At 50.0% G+C, this 19,193-nt stretch carries 24 protein-coding genes and 1 riboswitch; of the genes, 22 read left to right on the top strand and 2 right to left on the bottom strand.

The window, feature by feature from the left end; all coding sequences use genetic code 11:
- The first annotated feature begins 24 nt into the window (after nucleotides 1-24).
- From motA to flgL, 8 genes are all read left to right on the top strand, one after another.
- On the top strand, nucleotides 25-822 hold the full coding sequence (gene motA / locus EEX84_RS13130; protein ID WP_123166109.1) for a flagellar motor stator protein MotA: 798 nt from the start codon (nucleotides 25-27) through the stop codon (nucleotides 820-822).
- 19 nt (nucleotides 823-841) lie between these two features.
- Nucleotides 842-1,555, top strand: coding sequence for a flagellar motor protein MotB (gene motB / locus EEX84_RS13125; protein ID WP_240033986.1), 714 nt, complete (start codon nucleotides 842-844; stop codon nucleotides 1,553-1,555).
- A 23-nt stretch (nucleotides 1,556-1,578) separates the two neighbouring features.
- Nucleotides 1,579-2,004, top strand: a complete 426-nt coding sequence (locus EEX84_RS13120; RefSeq protein ID WP_240033985.1) for a flagellar basal body-associated FliL family protein — start codon at nucleotides 1,579-1,581, stop codon at nucleotides 2,002-2,004.
- A 69-nt stretch (nucleotides 2,005-2,073) separates the two neighbouring features.
- Complete coding sequence (locus tag EEX84_RS13115) at nucleotides 2,074-2,505, top strand: flagellar protein (protein WP_123166106.1); 432 nt, start codon at nucleotides 2,074-2,076, stop codon at nucleotides 2,503-2,505.
- A 20-nt stretch (nucleotides 2,506-2,525) separates the two neighbouring features.
- Nucleotides 2,526-2,798: a flagellar biosynthesis anti-sigma factor FlgM gene (gene flgM, locus EEX84_RS13110; RefSeq protein ID WP_123166105.1), complete on the top strand. Its 273-nt coding sequence runs from the start codon at nucleotides 2,526-2,528 to the stop codon at nucleotides 2,796-2,798.
- 31 nt (nucleotides 2,799-2,829) lie between these two features.
- Nucleotides 2,830-3,315: a flagellar protein FlgN gene (locus tag EEX84_RS13105; RefSeq protein ID WP_123166104.1), complete on the top strand. Its 486-nt coding sequence runs from the start codon at nucleotides 2,830-2,832 to the stop codon at nucleotides 3,313-3,315.
- A 25-nt stretch (nucleotides 3,316-3,340) separates the two neighbouring features.
- Nucleotides 3,341-4,603: a flagellar hook-associated protein FlgK gene (gene flgK, locus EEX84_RS13100; protein WP_123166103.1), complete on the top strand. Its 1,263-nt coding sequence runs from the start codon at nucleotides 3,341-3,343 to the stop codon at nucleotides 4,601-4,603.
- A 24-nt stretch (nucleotides 4,604-4,627) separates the two neighbouring features.
- Nucleotides 4,628-5,497 carry a flagellar hook-associated protein FlgL gene (flgL, locus tag EEX84_RS13095; protein WP_123166102.1) on the top strand — a complete coding sequence of 290 codons (870 nt, stop codon included), beginning with the start codon at nucleotides 4,628-4,630 and terminating at the stop codon, nucleotides 5,495-5,497.
- A 219-nt stretch (nucleotides 5,498-5,716) separates the two neighbouring features.
- Here flgL and EEX84_RS13090 read toward each other — a convergent pair whose 3' ends face one another.
- The gene (locus EEX84_RS13090; RefSeq protein WP_123166101.1) at nucleotides 5,717-6,559 is read right to left on the bottom strand and encodes a flagellar hook-basal body protein; all 843 of its coding nucleotides are present in this window, start codon (nucleotides 6,557-6,559) and stop codon (nucleotides 5,717-5,719) included.
- A gap of 18 nt (nucleotides 6,560-6,577) precedes the next feature.
- Nucleotides 6,578-7,423 (bottom strand): flagellar hook-basal body protein, encoded by an 846-nt coding sequence (locus EEX84_RS13085; protein WP_123166100.1) that lies wholly within the window; start codon nucleotides 7,421-7,423, stop codon nucleotides 6,578-6,580.
- A 213-nt stretch (nucleotides 7,424-7,636) separates the two neighbouring features.
- Nucleotides 7,637-7,721: riboswitch (cyclic di-GMP riboswitch) on the top strand.
- 80 nt (nucleotides 7,722-7,801) lie between these two features.
- Between EEX84_RS13085 and flgB the strand changes: the two genes are divergently transcribed.
- From flgB to fliY, 14 genes are read left to right on the top strand one after another with little or no spacing between them, the layout of a single operon-like run.
- Nucleotides 7,802-8,203: a flagellar basal body rod protein FlgB gene (flgB, locus tag EEX84_RS13080; RefSeq protein WP_123166099.1), complete on the top strand. Its 402-nt coding sequence runs from the start codon at nucleotides 7,802-7,804 to the stop codon at nucleotides 8,201-8,203.
- A gap of 5 nt (nucleotides 8,204-8,208) precedes the next feature.
- Entirely contained in the window at nucleotides 8,209-8,664 is a 456-nt protein-coding gene (gene flgC, locus EEX84_RS13075) for a flagellar basal body rod protein FlgC (RefSeq protein WP_123166098.1), read from the top strand.
- Between the two features lie 25 nt (nucleotides 8,665-8,689).
- Nucleotides 8,690-8,986, top strand: coding sequence for a flagellar hook-basal body complex protein FliE (gene fliE / locus EEX84_RS13070; protein WP_123166097.1), 297 nt, complete (start codon nucleotides 8,690-8,692; stop codon nucleotides 8,984-8,986).
- Between the two features lie 25 nt (nucleotides 8,987-9,011).
- Entirely contained in the window at nucleotides 9,012-10,658 is a 1,647-nt protein-coding gene (gene fliF / locus EEX84_RS13065) for a flagellar basal-body MS-ring/collar protein FliF (protein WP_123166096.1), read from the top strand.
- A gap of 11 nt (nucleotides 10,659-10,669) precedes the next feature.
- A complete protein-coding gene (fliG, locus tag EEX84_RS13060) occupies nucleotides 10,670-11,683 on the top strand; it encodes a flagellar motor switch protein FliG (RefSeq protein WP_123166095.1) in 1,014 nt (337 codons plus the stop codon).
- Nucleotides 11,676-12,473 carry a FliH/SctL family protein gene (locus EEX84_RS13055; protein ID WP_123166094.1) on the top strand — a complete coding sequence of 266 codons (798 nt, stop codon included), beginning with the start codon at nucleotides 11,676-11,678 and terminating at the stop codon, nucleotides 12,471-12,473. Before fliG ends, EEX84_RS13055 begins: the two co-directional genes overlap by 8 nt.
- A complete protein-coding gene (fliI, locus tag EEX84_RS13050) occupies nucleotides 12,454-13,770 on the top strand; it encodes a flagellar protein export ATPase FliI (protein WP_123166093.1) in 1,317 nt (438 codons plus the stop codon). Before EEX84_RS13055 ends, fliI begins: the two co-directional genes overlap by 20 nt.
- Nucleotides 13,771-13,773: 3 nt before the next feature.
- Nucleotides 13,774-14,241, top strand: coding sequence for a flagellar export protein FliJ (gene fliJ / locus EEX84_RS13045; RefSeq protein WP_123166092.1), 468 nt, complete (start codon nucleotides 13,774-13,776; stop codon nucleotides 14,239-14,241).
- The gene (locus tag EEX84_RS13040; RefSeq protein WP_123166091.1) at nucleotides 14,235-15,506 is read left to right on the top strand and encodes a flagellar hook-length control protein FliK; all 1,272 of its coding nucleotides are present in this window, start codon (nucleotides 14,235-14,237) and stop codon (nucleotides 15,504-15,506) included. The genes fliJ and EEX84_RS13040 overlap by 7 nt, the downstream gene beginning before the upstream one ends.
- A gap of 18 nt (nucleotides 15,507-15,524) precedes the next feature.
- Nucleotides 15,525-15,992 carry a flagellar hook capping FlgD N-terminal domain-containing protein gene (locus tag EEX84_RS13035; protein ID WP_123166090.1) on the top strand — a complete coding sequence of 156 codons (468 nt, stop codon included), beginning with the start codon at nucleotides 15,525-15,527 and terminating at the stop codon, nucleotides 15,990-15,992.
- Nucleotides 15,993-16,035: 43 nt separating this feature from the next.
- Nucleotides 16,036-16,854: a flagellar hook-basal body complex protein gene (locus tag EEX84_RS13030; RefSeq protein WP_123166089.1), complete on the top strand. Its 819-nt coding sequence runs from the start codon at nucleotides 16,036-16,038 to the stop codon at nucleotides 16,852-16,854.
- A 42-nt stretch (nucleotides 16,855-16,896) separates the two neighbouring features.
- Complete coding sequence (locus EEX84_RS13025) at nucleotides 16,897-17,112, top strand: flagellar FlbD family protein (RefSeq protein WP_123166088.1); 216 nt, start codon at nucleotides 16,897-16,899, stop codon at nucleotides 17,110-17,112.
- A gap of 13 nt (nucleotides 17,113-17,125) precedes the next feature.
- Nucleotides 17,126-18,112 carry a flagellar motor switch protein FliM gene (gene fliM, locus EEX84_RS13020; RefSeq protein WP_123166087.1) on the top strand — a complete coding sequence of 329 codons (987 nt, stop codon included), beginning with the start codon at nucleotides 17,126-17,128 and terminating at the stop codon, nucleotides 18,110-18,112.
- Nucleotides 18,105-19,175 (top strand): flagellar motor switch phosphatase FliY, encoded by a 1,071-nt coding sequence (fliY, locus tag EEX84_RS13015; RefSeq protein WP_123166086.1) that lies wholly within the window; start codon nucleotides 18,105-18,107, stop codon nucleotides 19,173-19,175. Before fliM ends, fliY begins: the two co-directional genes overlap by 8 nt.
- The last annotated feature ends 18 nt before the right edge of the window (nucleotides 19,176-19,193 follow it).

The following is a 19,193-nucleotide window of genomic DNA, read 5'->3' as shown; positions in this document are numbered from 1 at the left end:
AAGAACTGAAATGAGGTTTTTGATGTGGACAAGACATCATGGATAGGCATATTGCTTGGCGTGGGCGTGCTGCTCGGCGGCGTGGTCATGAAAGGGTCGGAACTGAGCGCTTTATACAACCCGGCGGCACTGGTCATCATCTTTGCCGGAACCGCCGCTGCCATACTGATCGGCTTCCCGATGGACGAGGTCAAAAAAATTCCGAGCCTGTTCAAAGTGCTTTTCACCGACCTGAAAATCATTCCGGTGAAAGAACTGATTCCGATGTTTACGGAATGGGCCATGGTGGCTAGAAAAGAAGGTCTTTTGGCGCTGGAAGACAAAGCGGAAGAAGTGGAAGACCCTTTTTTGCAGCGTGGCTTGAAAATGGTGGTCGACGGCCAGACGCAGGAAACCATCCGTGACATGATGGAGGAAGAAATCGCGGCGATGGAAGAACGCCACGAGCTCGGCGCAAAAATCTTCAGCCAGGCCGGCACCTATGCGCCGACACTCGGCGTTCTGGGTGCGGTCATCGGACTGGTGGCGGCGCTGGGCAATCTGGATGACATCGCGCTGCTCGGGAAATCGATTTCCGCCGCGTTTATCGCGACACTGTTCGGGATTTTCACGGGTTATGTACTGTGGCACCCGTTCGCCAATAAACTCAAGCGCAAATCGGAAAAAGAAGCGAAGATGAAACTGATCATGCTGGAAGGTCTGCTGGCGGTCCAGGAAGGGTTGCCGGCACGGACAGTCGAAGAAAAGCTGCTGACGTATCTGCCGGCAAAAGACCGCGTGCTGGAACCGGAAGAAAGCGAAGGTGTCCAAGTTGAAGCGTAAAAAAAAGAAGGAAGAGCACATGGATGAGTCCTGGCTCATCCCGTATGCCGATATTCTGACGCTTTTGCTGGCATTGTTCATCGTGCTGTTTGCATCGAGTAAAATCGATGCGCAGAAATTTGAACAGATTTCGCAGTCGTTTGACGGTGCGTTGAACGGCGGTTCCGGCGTTTTGGAGCACGAAGCTTCCGTCGAGCAGTACGGGGACATCGTGCAGTTTCCGTCACCTGCCGAAGTGGAGGAAGCGGAAGAAATGACACTCGAAGAAGATTACGAAGCCCTCGGACAGCTGGAGGAGAAGATCACCGGGTTTATTGAAGAAAAAGGGCTGTCATCCAAAATCCAGACTGAAATGACCGGCAAAGGGCTGGTGCTGAAAATCACGGAAGGGGTTTTGTATGCGTCCGGCAGTGCGGACATCACGGAAGGTTCCAGAGCGGTGGCAAAAGAGATTTCAAATTTGCTGGTGACCGACCCGCCGCGCAAAGTGTTCATCGAAGGCCATACGGACAATGTGCCGGCCACTTCCGCCGAGTTTCCGTCCAACTGGGAACTGAGTTCGGCACGGGCCATCAACTTCATGAAGATCCTGCTGGAAAATGACGAACTGGATCCGAAGAAATTCAGCGCTACCGGATACGCGGAGTATCATCCGGTCGCCCCCAACGATACTGCACAGGGCAAAGCGAAAAACCGCCGTGTCGAAGTGCTGATATCGCCTTATGAGGAATAAATGACGAAGAACAGAGGTGTATGATGAAACTTATACGGGTTACGTTAGTCAGTTTTATTGCTGTGGCCGTTTTGACAGGTGGAATCATGTTTTTTCTTGGGAAGGATGATGCGGGTTCCGCGAGCGACCAAGCTTTATCGGCTGAAGAGCTGGCCGAGTTGAGTGTCGATACGGACAGCATCACGACGAACCTGGCTTCCCCGAATCATTACGCGGTGGTCCAGTTCAATATTCAGCTGAGCAGCGTGGAAGCAAAAGAAGAAGCGGCAAAGCGGACGGCAGAAATCCGCGCAGCGGTGATCGCCACGGTGGCCGGTCTGACGAAAGAGGAGCTAACCGGAACGGACGGCATTGCGACGCTCGAACAGGAAATTTCAGCGAAGCTGGACGGCATTATTCAAAAAGGGAAAGTCGAGCGGGTGCTGGTGACGGAATTTAAAGTGCAATAATGCAAAATTCCGCTAAACATTCCGGCGGACCTGCCGATATAAAGACTATACAGGAAATCAGGTGATCATTTGCAGTCAGCTCAATTGGACAACTGCACGATTTGCGGTCAATTATTTCTGAAAGACCATACGGATTATTGCTTGCATTGCTACAGGAACATCGAGCGGCAGCACAAACAAGTGATGGCGTTTCTGAAAATCGAGCAGAACCGGCATGCCACGATCGACACAGTGAGCGAAGCGACAGACGTTCCGGTAAAGCAGATCGCGGAATTTATTCGTGAGGGGCGCATTTTCGCCAATGATTACCCGAATCTCGGTTATCCATGCGCTCATTGTGGTAAAGAAATAAAGCGGCAGATGCTGTGCAGTGATTGTTATCAAAAATTTACATCGGATGTCAGTACAGCATTGAAAAAAGACCGGCTGATCGCTGAAATGACCAATCCTCAACGGAAGTTGAATGAGGCGCATTACTGGCGGTTGAAGAAAGACAAATAAACAAACAGGGCGGTGAAGGAATGAATATCGATAAGACGAACGGTTCTTCCTTTATTCAATCTTACCAAAAAATGATGCCGGTCTCGAAAGTCGAGAAAACGAGGCCGGTCCAGACGGAAGATCAATTGCAGATTTCAAGCCAAGCGAAAGAGATGTTCGAAAAGAAAACAGAAATGGATGCCGGCAGACAGGAAAAGATCAATGCGTTGAAAGCGCAGATCCAAGCCGGTGAATACCATCCCAGCAACAAGGAGATAGCCGATAAAGTACACGAGTTCTGGTTCGGCAAATAACACTTCGCCTGAACGAAGAGGAGGATGCCGGATGCCTGATTTACTCGTCACCACCATGGAAAAACTGATCAGCCTGCACAAGCGGCTGATTGACTGTGCCGATCAAAAGAAAACAATTTTAATCGAACGCCGCGTCGATGAGCTGAACCGGCTGGTGCCGGAAGAAGCCGAACTCATCCGGCAGCTGGAAAGCCTCGACAGCGAACGGCAGCAGCTGATGGCCGATCTGTCGGAAAAACAGACAGCTTCGAGCTTCGGGGAGTTTATCGAACAACTGCCGGACGGCGCAGCGAAAGACAAGCTGCAGTCGCAATTGGCGTCTCTGCAGCAGCTGATGGCTGAGCTGCAGGAGAAAAACAGGACCAACGAACAGCTGCTGAAAGACTCCATGCGCTTTGTCCATCACATGATTGAGCAAGTGACAAAGTCGAAGCAGCAAAACTTCAACTATCAATCTCCCAACAGCCAACAAAAATCACCGACGAACAATCGCGGCTTTTTCGATACAAAAGCCTGATTGAAGGTAGAAGGAAGGGTCAACCATGGTTTCAACATTTCACGGATTAGAGCTGGGCAGACGCGGGTTAACAGCGGGGCAGGCCAGCATCGCCACAACAGGCCACAACATTGCCAACGCCAACACAAAAGGCTATTCACGCCAACAAGTGAACAACGTCACCGCACAGCCGCTGGATACGTGGACAACGGGGAATGTCAATCCGGGCCAGCTTGGTTCCGGAGTTTCCGTCGAATCCATCACCCGTGTGAGAGACCATTTCCTCGACCGCCAATACCGTGACCAGTCGGGGACACTTGGCCAGTGGCAGGCAAAGCAGGCCACGTTTGATCAGCTCGAGACTGTGATCAACGAACCAAGCGATACGGGCTTGAATGCAGCGATGGACCGGCTTCAAGGCGCCTGGCAGGACCTGGCGAACGATCCGGCAAGTCCGTCCGCACAGGCTGTAGTAAAAGAACGCGGGCAGGCCTTTTTGGAAGTGGCTGAATCGATGGACGTTTCCATGGGGGCGGTGCTGTCGGATATTGAGCGGCAGACAAACGCAGCTGTCAGCGACGCCACGGAGTACCTCAAGCAAATTGATGCGCTGAACCAAAGCATCAAACGCACCGGCACACAAGCGAACGATTTGCTGGACCAGCGCGATGCTGCAGTGGAACAGCTGTCCAAACTCGCCACCATCAGCGTGATAGAAGACAAAGGCATGTATACCATCAGCCTGAACGGGACGGCGGTGGTCAAAGGAACGGCTGGTGAAGAAACCGCAACAACAGCCGAACCCGACGTAGCCGCTCTTCTCCGGTCGTCAACCGGCGGCAAACTGAAAGGCCTTGCCGATTCCAAAATCTTGGCTGAAAATCAGCGCACAGCCGTGGCGAATATTGTGAGCGATTTTGCTTCCGCCAACGGCATAAAAGAGGAAGACGGGTCAAAAGGCAATTTGTTTATTCAAAACGAAGACGGGTCGCTGGAAGTGAACCGTTCCGGTGACAGGCTGACGGTACCGGAAAATCTGGAGACGGATTTGGAGCCGATCAAAAAATCGTATCAGGCACTGGTCAGCGAACTGGGCGCCAAAAGCCAGTCGGCCACCAGCTCGATCGCCAATTACGAAGCCACTTTGCAGGCCACAGACAACCGACGCCAATCCGTGACGGGTGTCTCGCTTGATGAGGAGATGGCGAATTTGATTAAATTCCAGCATGCTTACAGCGCGGCGGCACGGCTGGTGTCCACAACGGATCAAATGCTTGATACGATCATCAACCGCATGGCTGCGCGTTGATGATCGCTGGGGGAGGTCAATAGAATGAGAATTTCACATCAAATGCTGCATCAGAATTCACTGGCGAATATGAACAAAAGCCTCGGGCGTTTCGACAAAGCCTACAACCAGGCCGTGACCGGCAAGCAGATCCAGAAACCGTCTGATGATCCGCACGGCGCGGGCAAAGCGATGCAGCTGAAAAGCGCGATTGCTGCCAACGATCAGTATGAACGGAATACGAACGAAGCCAATTTATGGCTCGATGAAACCGACCAGACGGTTTACGGCATGGTCAATGTGATGCAGCGCGTGCGCGAACTGGCGGTTCAAGGTAACAATGACACCTTGTCCTCAGAAGACCGCACCGCTGTCGCCGGGGAAGTGGAAGAATTGACCGAACAGCTCCGCCAGTTTGCCAACGTCAAAGTGAACGGCCATTATTTGTTCAACGGACAGGACACCGCGAACCCGCCGTTTCCGGATGGCGGCACAGGCCACGGATTTGATACAAACGCCAAAGAGTTCACGATTGCGGGCGGCATGAAAATTCCCGCCAGTGTCACCGCTGACCGGTTGTTCGGCAGCGGCGATGACGAACTGTTCGCGGCTCTTGGGACTTTATCAGAAAACATCCGTTCCGGAGAAGATGTGCCACTTGAAGACATCGACACCGGAATTGACCGTCTGTTAGCCGTTTCCGCGGAAGTCGGCGTCCGGCGAAACCGCGTCGAAGCTGTCAGCCAGCGCATCCAGGACAGCAGTCTCCAACTGACATCGATGCTGTCGAAAATCGAAGACGTCGATTTGGCGGAAGCCATCACGAAGTTGAAAAGCGAAGAAAGTGTGTACCAGGCAAGCCTGTCCGCCTCGGCCAAAATCATCCAGCCGAGTTTGATGGACTTCCTGAGATAAACTGATGACTCGCGTGCCACAACGGACAACGTTGTGGTGTTTTTTTATGGGAATTTAGAGGAACGCGAATAAATCTTCTGGAACGCAAATAAATCCTCCGCATCGCAAATAAGTTTCCCGGAACGCGAATAACTCCGCACCATCGCAAATAAATCGAATTCATCGCAAATAAAACGCCAAAAAGGCCGACACGGAATCGATTCCGTGTCGGCCTTTTTCTCATCCTCTAATCGTATTCACCAAGCCCATCATGTCATCCGCGAACGAAATGGCTTTTCCCTGTGACTGGATCAGCCGCTGGGTGGCAATCAATTCGGTCATTTCTTCTGTCATATCCACATTCGACATTTCCAGCGAACCTTGTCTGATCCGGACGGCGCCGCTGTCCGGGCCAGCCAGATTCAACAATTGCAGATTGCCGCTCGCTACTTGCTGTGCTTCCGTTCCAGGAAGCTGGTAGCGGTTGCCGCCGGCTTTTTCAAGCAGATTCGGCCGGTCGATGGTGGCTACACTCAATTGAAATTCCGCCGGTTGTTTGCCGGCATCTTTGAATGTCACTTGCATGGTGCCGTTTTGGTTTACCTGAATCTGGTCGTAATCGTTATCAAACGAAATCGGCTGGTTGTTGCTGTCGAGTACGGCGTCCCCGGTTGCCGTCACCAGATTGAGCTGATTGGAATTCAGCACCGGCTGTACCTGGAATGAACCATCTCGTGTATAAAAAACAGTGCCTTCCGATGCCACACGGAAATAACCGGTGGATCCTTCAATGGCGAAATCGAGCGGCCGGTTTGTTTGGACGAGCGATCCCTGTTCATGCCGGAGCGAAGTTTGTGCTACTTTCACGCCCGAGCCGACGCGTATTCCATTCGGCGTTGTCCGGCCGATTTCGTTTCGCAGGCCGGCCTGTCTTTCAATCGACTGAACGAGCGTATCGGAAAAGTTGGCTTCCTGCCGCTTGTAACCGTTTGTGCCGGCGTTGGCCACGTTGCCTGCGAGGACGTCAATTTTTTTCTGCAGCTCACGCATTGAAGTAGCGGCAGAATTCATTTGGATATTCATGGTTGAGCTCCTCCTTGCTTATACACGGCCAATTTCATTGACGGCTTTTTCCATGCTGCGGTCATAGGCCTGTATAACTTTCTGGTTTGATTCGAAGCCACGGTAGGTGTTCATCATATCGGTCATCGTTTGCGTCAAATCGACATTCGATTGTTCGATGACTCCCTGTTTGACAAAAGTAGCTGTGTTGTTTAACAGGGCGACTTCATTGACGGACTGCGGAATATTTCCCGCGCCACCGTCCCAGCGCAAAAGTCCCTGCCCTTGTTTCACCAGTTGACCGGGCTCTTCCGTATAGCCGAGCCATAAGCTGCCGGCACCGGTTCCGTCCTGACGTGTGATTTGGCCATCTTCCTGAACGGTAAATTCTTTGGAATCCACTTGGATCGGCTGCAGATTTTCGCCTAGTACACGCTGTCCTTCGCTGGTTGACAGGAAGCCTTCTGCATCCACTGAAAATTGGCCGTTCCGTGTATAGCGGACTTCATCGTTCTCCAGTGCTACTGCGAACAAGAGTGTTCCGCGCTGCTGAGTGGCGGGGTTGAGCGGCAGTGAACCATCGAGCAGTGAAAAGTCGGTGGAATTGCCGGTGTCTTTCAAAGAACCCTGCACAAAAGAAGGAATGCCTTCCTGTGCATAAACTCCTGTATTCAACGTCCCGATGGTTTTGGGCTGCGTTGGAATATCGGAAATGTTATTGTCAGTCCCCATCGCCTTCAGCAATTGGGAGGGAAACGAACGCAACACCGTTTGATCTTGTTTAAAGCCGGGGGTTTGGGCATTGGCCAAGTTGTTTGTTAAAATTTGCTGTTTTCTATTGTTCGCCACCATGCCAGCGGTGGCGGTGTATAATCCACGAAACATAAAGGAATCCTTCCTTTCAAATGCAATAAAGTTATTATAGCGTCGATGTTGCGAGATGGAAAGGACAAATGTAATAATAAGTTGGAAAATAAAGTAGAAAAAATTTTTTCTTGAAAAATTACACAAACGAAAAAACATGTGATACTATGTTTTGGTATAAATCTTTTAAAATGCTACAAAAGTTTGATTTTCAACGATATTTTTTATTCGACATTGCGAAAAAGGCAAACTTTTCGAAAGAAAAGGACGCAAAGCCACGGGCCTACGTATGAAAATATAAGGTAGCCGGGTTACCGAAAAATGGGCAGATTTTATTAATCCACCCCTTTTTTGGGTGGATTTTTATATAGCAAATAAATAATATGCAGGAGGAAGAAAATGAAACTATTTACCCCCACTGTCCAGTCGCTTGAAAATGCGCTGTCGACTGCCACATTAAGGCAGAAAGTCCATTCTTCAAACATTGCGAATGTGGATACGCCCAATTACAAAAGCAAACGGGTGGATTTCCAATCGGCTTTAAACCAGGCGATGGACCAGCAACCGTTGGCCAGCCACAAAACCAACCCGCATCACATTCCTTTCAGTAACGAAAACACCCAATTTGCCCCGGAAATAAAAGTGAATAACACGACCAAGTATCAAAACAACGGCAATAATGTGGACATGGACCTGGAAATGGCGGAACTGGCAAAAAACCAGCTGTGGTATAACGCGGTAACTGAGCGGATCAACGGCAAATTCGGCAGTTTGCGCTCAGTGATCAATGAAGGGAGATAACAGAAATGACTTTGTTTAACGGCTTCAACATCAGTGCTTCGGGACTTACCGCCAATCGGCTGCGAATGGATGTCGTATCATCAAATATAGCGAACGCCAATACGACACGAGCGCAGCTTGTGGACGGCGAATGGGTCCCGTACCGGCGGAAATCCGTATCACTTGCACAAAACGGCGTTTCGCCATTTGAACAGCAATTGCAGTCAGTGATGAGTAAAGGGACTGAAAAAGTGTCGGGCGTAGCGGTTTCGAAAATCGAAGAAGACCCCACCCCTTTTACCCCTTCGTATGATCCATCGCATCCCGATGCGGACGAGAACGGCTATGTTTATTTGCCGAATGTGGATCCGATCAAGGAAATGGTGGATCTGATGTCGGCAACACGTTCGTACGAAGCCAACGTGACGGCATTGAACGCATCAAAAAGCATGTTTATGAAAGCACTGGAAATTGGCAAATAATTATTAAAGTCTCAGGAGGCCCATGATGAATACTATCAGTCAGATTCAAACTCCTTTTCTGCAGGATCAGTTTATCCCGAAAGCGCAAGCGGATAAAAAAGTGGAAGGGTTCAGTGAAATGCTGAAACAGCAATTGGAAAACGTTAACCAGTCGCAGAAAGCATCCGACGTGCTGACCAACCAGTTGGCGGCCGGAGAAGCGAAGGACATTCATGAAGTGATGATCACTTCTCAAAAAGCGAGTCTGTCGCTGCAGTTGACGACGCAAGTACGCAACAAAGTGGTAGAAGCATATCAGGAAATTATGAGAATGCAAGTATGAATTCAACGAGTGGGATGAGGAAAAGATGAAGGAAAGGTTAACGGGTTTTAAAAACAAAGCAAAAGAGTCATGGAGCGGCTTGTCTCCCGCCATGAAGTGGACCATCGCCGGCTCTTTCGCCGGGACCATCCTCTTGCTTTCCATGCTGGTGTTTTTCACCACCCAATCCGCTTACTCGGTATTGTACTCGGGCTTGTCCCCCGCAGAAACAGGGGAAATCAAAGCGGCCATTGAAGAGCGGGGAATTCCTGTGGAGGTTTCGGCAGACGGCAAAACCGTCAGTGTGCCAAATGAAGAAATTGCCAATTTGAAAGTGGATCTGGCAGCGGAAGGCATACCGGAAAGCGGCAATGTAAATTACAGCATTTTCAGTGAAAACATGGGGCTCGGCATGACGGACCGGCATTTTGATGTGGTGGAACGCGATGCCATGCAAAATGAGCTGTCGGGGTTAGTTCGCCAGATTGAAGGCGTGTCGGATGCCAATGTCATGATCACGCTGCCGAAAGAAAACATCTGGGTGACAGAAGAAGAGCAAGTGGCTACCGCTTCTGTAGTGGTAAGCGGGGAACCATCTTTTCAATTGGATCAGAAGCAAGTGAACGGGCTGTACCACCTCATCAGCAAGTCGGTTCCGAACCTGCCGACAGAGCAGATTGTTATCATGAACCAAAACGGTCAGGTTTTCCATATGCAGGAAGAAAATCAGCTGGATACGACCTTATCCGTCTACCAGCAGCAACGGGACATCCAACGGGACATCGAACAGGATATCCAGCGGGAATTGCAGCAGATGCTCGGATTGCTTCTCGGGTACGACAAAGTGGTGGTATCCGTGATGACCAGTATGGATTTCACAAAAGAAAAACGGGAAGAAAACCTGGTCGAGCCGGTGAACGGCGAGACCAATGAAGGCATCGACATCAGTGTGGAGCGGATTGTGGAATCCTATTCAAGCGAAGGCGGCGATGTGGATGGCGCAACCGGGACGGACGACACTGAAATCCCGAACAATCCAGCCGTTGACGGCGAGGGAAATGTCGACTCTGAAAAAACGGAGGAACGAATCAACCGGGAAGTCAACCGGATCAACCGGCAGATTGAGATGAGTCCGTATGTCATCGATGACATTACCATCAATGTGGGAGTGGAACCGCCGATTGCGGAAAACCCGGACAGTTTGACGGCGCAGAACATTTTCGATATTGAAAACCTGTTGAAGAACACAGTGAGCACCACCTTGAGCATGAACGGAGCACCAGTGGATGAAATTGATTTGGCCAACCGGATTTCGGTATTCGCTACAGAATTTCACGGCAAACCGGCAGTGGCGGAAGAAGAGCCTGTAACTGCCTGGTTGGATAAGCTTCCGAACAACCTGGTGCTGGTGATTGCAACGGCTGTCGTGCTGCTGGTAATCTTGATTGTCCTGATTGTGCTGCTGCGCAGAAGCAAACGGAAACGGGAAGAAGAGTTTGACCGGGAAATCTTTGGACCACCGCTCACTCCGCCTGTGATGGACGGAAACACAGCAGAGGCAGTGGAAGAAGAAATCGATTTATCGGATTTCGACTCGAAAACCAATCCTAAGCGAAAGACAATCGAAAAACTAGCGAAAGAACGGCCGGAAGATTTTGCCCGACTGTTGCGTTCATGGATGTCAGAGGAGTAGGAGAGAACTAGATGGCTAAAAATACGGCAGGGTTAAGCGGTGTCCAAAAAGTGGCGGTATTGCTGGTGAGTTTGGGCCCTGAAGTATCTGTGGAAGTGTTTAAACAGTTAACAGAACCCGAAATAGACAAACTGACGATGGAAATCTCCAATGTCAGGAAATTGAAAAACAGCCAAACAGACCAGGTGCTGAACGAGTTTTACAGCATGCTGCTTGGTCAGGATTTCATGAGAGAAGGCGGTTTGGACTACGCCAAAGAAATACTGGAAAAAGCGCTGGGGAAAGAAAAGGCGATGGATACCATCGGACGCTTGACGAACATACTGCAGGTCAAGCCATTCAGTTTTGCCAGAAAAGCGGATCCGAAACAATTGCTGACCATACTGCAGCATGAGCATTCGCAGACCATTGCATTGGTGCTGTCCTATCTGGAAGCCAAGCAGTCCTCGCAAATTCTGTCGCAGTTGCCTCAGGTGCAGCAGGCGGAAGTGGCCAGGCGCATCGCTTTGATGGAAAGTGCTTCTCCAGAAGTCATTTACGAAGTTGAACAGATTCTGGAACGGAAACTGTCGGCAACCGGATCGCAGGATTATACGGCCACCGGCGGAGTGGAAGCGATTGTCCGTGTACTAAGCAACGTCGACCGCGGGACAGAAAAATCGATTCTTGCCGAACTCGAAAACGAAAGCCCTGAACTGGTCGAAGAAATCAAGAAACGCATGTTTGTATTTGAAGACATCGTCCATTTGGACAAACGTTCCATTCAGCGTGTCATCCGTGAAGTGGCGGATGAAGATCTGACGTATTCGCTGAAAGTGGCAAGCGAAGAAGTGAAGAATGTCATCTATGGCAATATGTCCACGCGAAGAGCCGATCTGATCCGCGAAGAAATCGACATGATGGCGCCTGTCAAACTGAAAGACGTTGAGAAAGCGCAGGCAACGATTGTCACATGGATCAGAAGCTTGGAAGAAAGCGGCGAAATCGTCGTATCACGTGGTGAAGGAGACGATATGATTGTCTAACATCATCCGGTTCCACCAGCCGACGCCCATCGAAAAGAAAATTATCCGCACGAAAAAAATTGAACACCAGGGTCCGATTTTATTGGGAAAAGAGCTGGACCCGATTCAAAAAAGGAAAAATTTGCTTTCGGAAATTGAAATTTTGGAAAAAGACTACAAGGATTTGCAGCAGCAATTGCAGCAGGAACAGGAAGCGGCCCATGCCGAAATTGCGGAATGGTGGCAGGAAAAACGCCGGGAAGCTGAGCAGGAAGCGGCCCGTCTTGCACAGGAAGCGACGGAAAAAGGCTTCCATACCGGCCTTTCCCAAGGGACTTTGCAGGCTGAAAATGACTTTCGGGAACAGCGGCAAGCCATGCAGGAGCTGATTGAAACCGCTCATGAAGAAAAAGCGAGAATCGTCCAGCAGTCGGAACCATTCCTGTTGTCACTGAGTGTCAAAATCGCTGAAAAAGTGATCAAAGAAGAACTGAAACAAAATGATGAGCAATTGTTGAATATCGTCAAACAAGCGTTGCGGCACATTGAAGAGTCCGAAGACATCGTGCTGCAAGTGGCTTTGGAAGATTACCCCTATGTTTTACCCTTTTTGGAAGAACTTAAAACATATGTAAGGGCAGAATCTGAACTAAAAATAATTCCGGTCATTCACCTGGCAAAAGGGGACTGCATGATTCAGACAGCGAACGGCTCGTATGATGTGACGATTGACAGCCAATTGCAGGAAATAAAAAAGCAATTGCTCGCTTATTGTGAGGAGAAGACCACCGATGAACCTGCGCACCGATGAATATTTGACCTTATTGGAAGAAGTGGAGCCGGTAAAAAAACATGGCAAAGTGATTCAGGTGATCGGTTTGACCATTGAATCCCGTGGTCCCAATGCCAAAGTCGGCGAACTTTGCCTGCTGTATCCGAATCACTACGATCCGCCGGTGGAAGCGGAAGTCGTCGGGTTCAAAGAACACAAATTATTATTGATGCCGTTAAAGGACATTGCACAGATCGGACCGGGCTGCCTGGTTGTCGCAACCGGTGTTCCGCTCCAGATCAAAGTGGGCCCTTCCATTTTGGGGAAAGTGCTGGACGGGATGGGCAATCCGCTGGATGACAGCACTTTGCCGAAAGGGCTGAAAAAATACTCCACCAACAACAGTCCGCCAAATCCGTTGCAGCGGCCGCGGATCGATAAGCCGCTGGAAGTGGGCGTCCGTGCAATCGACGGCTTGCTGACGGTCGGACAAGGTCAGCGGATTGGTGTGTTTGCAGGGAGCGGCGTCGGAAAAAGTACCTTGCTCGGAATGATTGCCCGCAATACGGAAGCCGATATCAATGTCATTGCATTGATCGGAGAACGAGGCCGTGAAATTCGTGATTTCATCGAACGCGACCTGGGACCTGAAGGCTTGAAAAAATCTGTAATCGTGGCAGCGACTTCCGACCAGACGCCTTTGCAGCGCATCAAAGGGGCATTAACAGCGACTTCCATTGCGGAATATTTCCGCGATCAAGGGAAAAACGTCATGCTGATGATGGATTCGGTGACAAGGTTTGCCATGGCGCAGCGGGAAGTGGGACTCGCTGTTGGCGAACCGCCAACAAGCAAAGGCTACACACCGAGCGTTTTCGCTTTGCTGCCGAAGCTGCTGGAGCGCTCAGGCACTTCCGGTAAAGGGTCGATCACCGCTTTTTATACGGTGCTGGTCGACGGCGATGACATGAACGAGCCGATAGCCGATGCAGTCCGGGGAATTCTGGACGGACATATTGTGCTGGACCGGCGCATCGCCCAGAAAGGCCAGTTCCCGGCGATCAATATTATGGCAAGCGTCAGCCGTGTCATGCACGACATTGTTTCACCGGAACATCAGCAGGCGGCGGTCGGTCTAAAACGTCTGCTGGCGGCTTACGATTCGTCAGAAGACCTGATCAATATCGGCGCTTACAAAAGTGGCACCAATAAAGAAATCGACGATGCCATTCGTTCGTATCCACTCATAAAAGATTATCTGCAGCAGGGGATTTACGAAAAGACCAAGCTGGAAGACAGTATTGAGAAGCTATCAGCACAATTTGGAGGGGGATAAAAAGTGACACCATTTGATTTCCGTTTTCAAAAAATATTGGATTTAAAGGAAAATGAAAAAGACGTTGCCCAAATCCAAATGGCAGATGCCATCAAACAACAGGAAGAAGGCCATCGCAGAAATGAAGCCATCTACCACAAAATCAGTGATGCAGAGCGGCTGCAGGAAGAAAAGCAACAAAAAGGCGTCCCGATTGCCGAATTGAGGATGCTGGAAAATTACATCCAACAAGTTCAGCGGCAATTGGTGTACTCCAATGATGAACTGGCACATTTACAGAAACATGTGATGAAAACGCAAAGCCAGCTAACGAAAAAAGCACAGGAAGAAAAGACCTGGGGGAATTTGAAGCAGCAAAAACAGGACTTGTTCAACGAACGAAACAAAGTGGCGGAACAGAATTATTTCGATGAATTGGCAAGTGCCCGGTTTCACCGGACCGCACAATCCAACCTGGCGGAGCGATGGTAAGCCCGCTGCCGACTGCCAGTCTGTCTTTTCAAACTCCGGCACCGCAGACAGGCAAAATACCGAAAGCGCTGGGCGCAACAGATCAACCAACGGAAGGCACCGCTTTTTCCATGTTGTTCAGTTCTTTATCCGCAGCGGTCGACTTGCCGGCAGCCGGCGAAAGCGCGGACAATCCGTTGGGTGAGTTGGCAGACCTGCTGAAAGAAGCTGTTGCAGCACTGGAAGAATTTACTTCGGAGGCACGGGAAACGGAGGAAGAAATGATAGGAACGGCGGAAGCGTTGCTTCAGGCCTTATCGCTGCTTTTGAAAAAAGCAGAAGGTCTGCCGGTAGCCAAAGAGCTTCCACAACCGCTGGTCCACGGGTTTACTGAACAGCTGCAAGCACTGGCGCTTCTGGAAGAGAATACAAAAACGGGAAAAACTTCATCAACGGATCCATTGTTTCCGTTAATCGATGCAGAAGATGCAGAGCAACTCTTGAAACAACTGGCAGCCCTGGTCCAACAGGACGATGCGCGGAAGCAAACAACCGGCGGGCAACAGCTCGTGCAGAAGCTGGAAGAACTGGAGCAGGTGCTGAAGCAGTGGGTGGCAGCGGAAAAGGCAGCAGATGGACAAAAGCAAGCGGCACCTTCACCGGATGCCCTGCCGGCCAACCGACAGGCGTCAGAAGTGTTCCGTCAATTGCCGGGAACGCCGATGGAAGTGGACATTCCGCAACCCTTGCCGGCTTCTGCGCCTGACACTGTCAAAGCGGAGGCGTTGACCGGCCGCTCTGAACCAGCTCCCCCAACGCCGACTGTGCGCATGGCTAACCTTACGGAAGAGTTGGGCGAAGTATTGAAAGGCTCTTTCCGGTTGACCGGAACAGGAGAAAACACACAGCAGATCCGGGTGAATATCGCACCTGATCACTTGGGGCACCTGGACATTCGCCTGACGCTGATCAACGGAAAAATGGCAGCGCAAATCTTTACGAGCAGCTTTGCAGCTAAGGAAATGCTCGAACTTCAAGTAAATCAACTGAGGGCGTCCCTGCTTCAGCAAGGTGTGGCCATCGATAAAATCGAAATTACGCAGCATAATCCGCAACAATCATTCAGCCAGCAGCACGCGTCTCCTGAACAGCGTTTTGCCCAGCAGCAAAAGCCAGGCAGCCAATCGTTTAGAAACGGCTACCGGCAGTTTGAAGAAGAAGCGGCCGCCGCTGTGATTATCGAACCTTCAGCCGGCAGCAAGATGAAAGTGGATTACACCATTTAAAAAGAAAGGAGTGTTTCCATGAACGTAACGAATCCGACTGCGGTCCGTTCACAAGCACCTGCTGCAGCCAAAACAGCCGAATCCCAAAATGAAATGGGGAAAGACGCTTTTCTGAAAATCCTGGTAACACAGATGAAAAACCAGGATCCACTGGAACCGCTGAAAGATACCGAATTCATCGGACAGATGACCCAATTCAGCAGCTTGGAGCAATTGACCAATCTCAACAAAACAATGGACCAATTCATGGAACATCAAGGAAAAGGAACATTGGCTGATCACGCTGACCTGATTGGCACCACTGTCCACTGGAACCAGGGAACTGAAGACCAGCCACAGAATGGACAGGGCGTGGTAAAAGCCGTAACGATGAAAAACGGGGACATATTGGTGGAACTGGAACAACAGGACATGAAGATACCGATCCATACACTCAGCCGTATCGAAAGACACGAACAAACACAAAATGAACAGGAGACTGTCTGATTCATTTAAAACAAACAGATGGTACTTGAAAGGGGAAAATACTATGCTTCGCTCCATGTATGCAGGTGTATCAGGGATGAAAAACTTCCAGACAAAATTGGATGTCATCGGAAACAATATTGCAAACGTCAATACAATCGGTTTCAAGAAAAGCACCATCAACTTCCAGGAGATGCTGAGCCAGAATATATCCGACAGCGGCACCAATCCGATGCAGGTCGGGCTGGGTTCTACCACGGCAGCGGTCAACGTGCAGCATACACCGGGTTCCATGATGTCAACTGGAATCGGCACGAACCTCTCCATCATGGGGAATGGGTTTTTCGTCGTGCAGGATCCGGATGTGGCGGAAGAGACGGGGGTAGCAGGTGGAGAAGGTCAATTCTTGACGCGGTCCGGGAATTTCACGGTGAATGCAGACGGTAATCTGGTCACAGCACAGGGCTACAATGTCCTGGACAGCGAGGGAAGAAAAATCAACATCGATTCGAACGAGTATGACTCATTCGCCATTACACGTGATGGCCGTCTCATTGGGAAGCCGTCGGATGGGGGAGAAGACGTATCAATTTTGGGGGACCGCACTGTTGGAATTGTCATACCCGAGAATCCGTCGGGTCTGCGCAAATTTGGTGGCTCTCTGTATGAATTGACGGGCCAGGCAAACGCCGGTGCGTTGAACATCGGGACGGTCGCGGACGCCAAAACGGAAGTGGGCTCCGGCCAACTGGAAATGTCGAACGTTGACCTGACTGAAGAGTTTACGGAAATGATTGTGGCGCAGCGTGGTTTCCAAGCCAATTCCCGGATCATTTCAACGTCTGATGAAATCCTGCAGGAAGTTGTCAACTTGAAGCGCTAAGGGGGCTGAGAGAGAAAAGCGAAGGCTTTTCTCGTCATTGACATGATCGAATTGACCAAACTGAACCAAACGAAATTTACATTGAATGCGGTATACATTGAAAGACTGGAAACAACTCCGGACACGGTAGTGACGTTGGTGTCAGGTAAAAAAGTGCATGTATTGGAATCGGCGGAACAAGTCGCAGAACAAGTGACGGCTTATTACCGGAAGATCAATATATTGCCTGTTTTGCAGGAGCCGGACTTGTCGGAATGAGGAGGAAATTGCCTTGGCGGACTTTTTATCAGATGAAAACATCAATGCCATCCTTTCGTCTTTAGAAAAGGAAGAAGCGGAACAAGGGAAAGACGGTAAGGGCAGAAGCGTGAAAACCTATGATTTCAAGAAGGCTTTGCGTTTTTCACAGGAACAGATCCGGACATTATCGAGGATCCATGAAAATTTCGCACGTCTGTTGACGTCGTATTTTTCAACGCAGCTGCGGACATTTGTCCACATCGCGGTCACTTCGGTTGACCAGCTTCCTTACGATGAATACATCCGCAATGTGCAGAAACAGTCCATTTTGGGCGTATTCAAAGCAGATCCTCTTCCAGGCAGCATGGTCATGGAATTTTCCCCTGAAGTCACCTATGTCATGTTCGACCGGCTTCTCGGCGGACAGGGCGTCATGTCGCCCAACAATAATGATTTGACAGAGATTGAAACGAGCATCATTCAACGGATTTTCATGAAAGCGTTGGACAGCTTTGAAGAAGCCTGGTCTTCCGTCCTCAAGCTGTCACCGGAACTGAAGGAAATAGAAGTGAACCCGCAGTTTTTGACCATGTCACCTCCAAATGAAACCGTCATTTCGGTATCATTGCAGGCCAGAATCGGCGATGCCGAAGGAAGCATTATCCTTTGTTTACCGCATGTGGTACTGGAACAAATATTGCCGAAGCTGTCGGCACGCCACTGGTTGGCAAACCAGAAAAAAGAGATGGAAAGCCACGAAGTGGAAGCGCTCGAAAAAAAACTGCAGTCGACAAAACTCCAAATCAAAGCGATCTTGGGAACTGCTTCGGTCCAGGTCGGTGATTTTTTGAACCTGTCCAAGGGGGACGTTATCCGTTTGGATGAATCTTACGATGATCCGGTCACTGTCTGGGTCGACGGCAAGCAAAAGTTTTCAGCGCAGCCGGGAGTATCGAAAGGACGAGCGGCTATTCAAGTCACAGAGGTCCGCAGAGAAGGAGATGAAATGAATGATTGATGAAAAATTGTCTCCGGATGAAATCAGCGGATTACTGGGCCAAGTGAAAGCGGAGGGAAAAAAAGTGCCTGACAAGTCATTATCGAAGATGGAAAAAGAGGTTCTTACAGAATTGCTGAGTGTCTCATTGGGCAGTTCAGCTGCTGTGCTGTCACCGTTGTTTATGGAGCGGGTATCATTCACTGCACCTGTGTTGTCGGTAAAACAGAAAGACCGGCTTTTGGACGATGCGCCAGCGCCTCTTTTTATCGTGCTGGGAGAATACACGGGAAGCGCAGGTGGCCTGCAGGTTTTGACTTTTGCCCGAAGTGACGTCCGCACTTTTGTGGAAATGGCGGCAACAGACGCAGAAGACACCTCGGCCGAAGACCAGGAATTCCAAGTGATGCAGGGAGTGGTTCAGCAGATGTTCACGGCTGTCTCCAGGGCCATGGGCACTGTGCTGGAACAGGAACTTTCCTATTCTTTATCAGGGATGGACGTTATTGAAAAGCAGGAAGATTTCCCTGTCGGCAAATTTACTGCAGAAGAATGGTTTGCCGAAGCCCGTTTCCAATTGAAGATCGGCGACGAAGAAAGTGTGGACTTCCACTTGCATCTCCCTCTTCCATTAGCCAAACAATGGATTGGGGTATTGACCGATTCACTGGATGAAGAAGATTTTGGGGGGACACAGGAAATGGACAATCAATCCAACGGACAATCAAATGAACCAAACAAAGCGGAAACTACAGGTTCTTCGCATCATATACAAAAAGTCCAGTTTTCAAACTTTGACGATACGGCAACCTCACATTCAGAGCCGAACAACCTGGATATGCTGTTTGATATCCCGCTTCAGGTAACGGTGGAACTGGGCAGGACCAAAAGAACGGTCAAAGAAATCCTGGAAGTATCAAAAGGGTCGATCATCGAGCTTGATAAACTGGCGGGCGAACCGGTCGATATATTGGTCAACAACAAATTAATCGCGGTAGGGGAAGTTGTCGTCATTGATGAGAATTTCGGCGTCCGTGTCACAGACATTCTAAGCGCGGCAGATCGGATTTCAAAGCTTCGCTAATACCTGACGTAAGGAGTA

Origin of the sequence: Planococcus salinus, assembly GCF_003719725.1 — a bacterium.
Classification (GTDB): domain Bacteria; phylum Bacillota; class Bacilli; order Bacillales_A; family Planococcaceae; genus Planococcus; species Planococcus salinus.
Note: the sequence above shows the minus strand (reverse complement) of the source record. Positions and strands in the feature narration are given on the sequence as shown.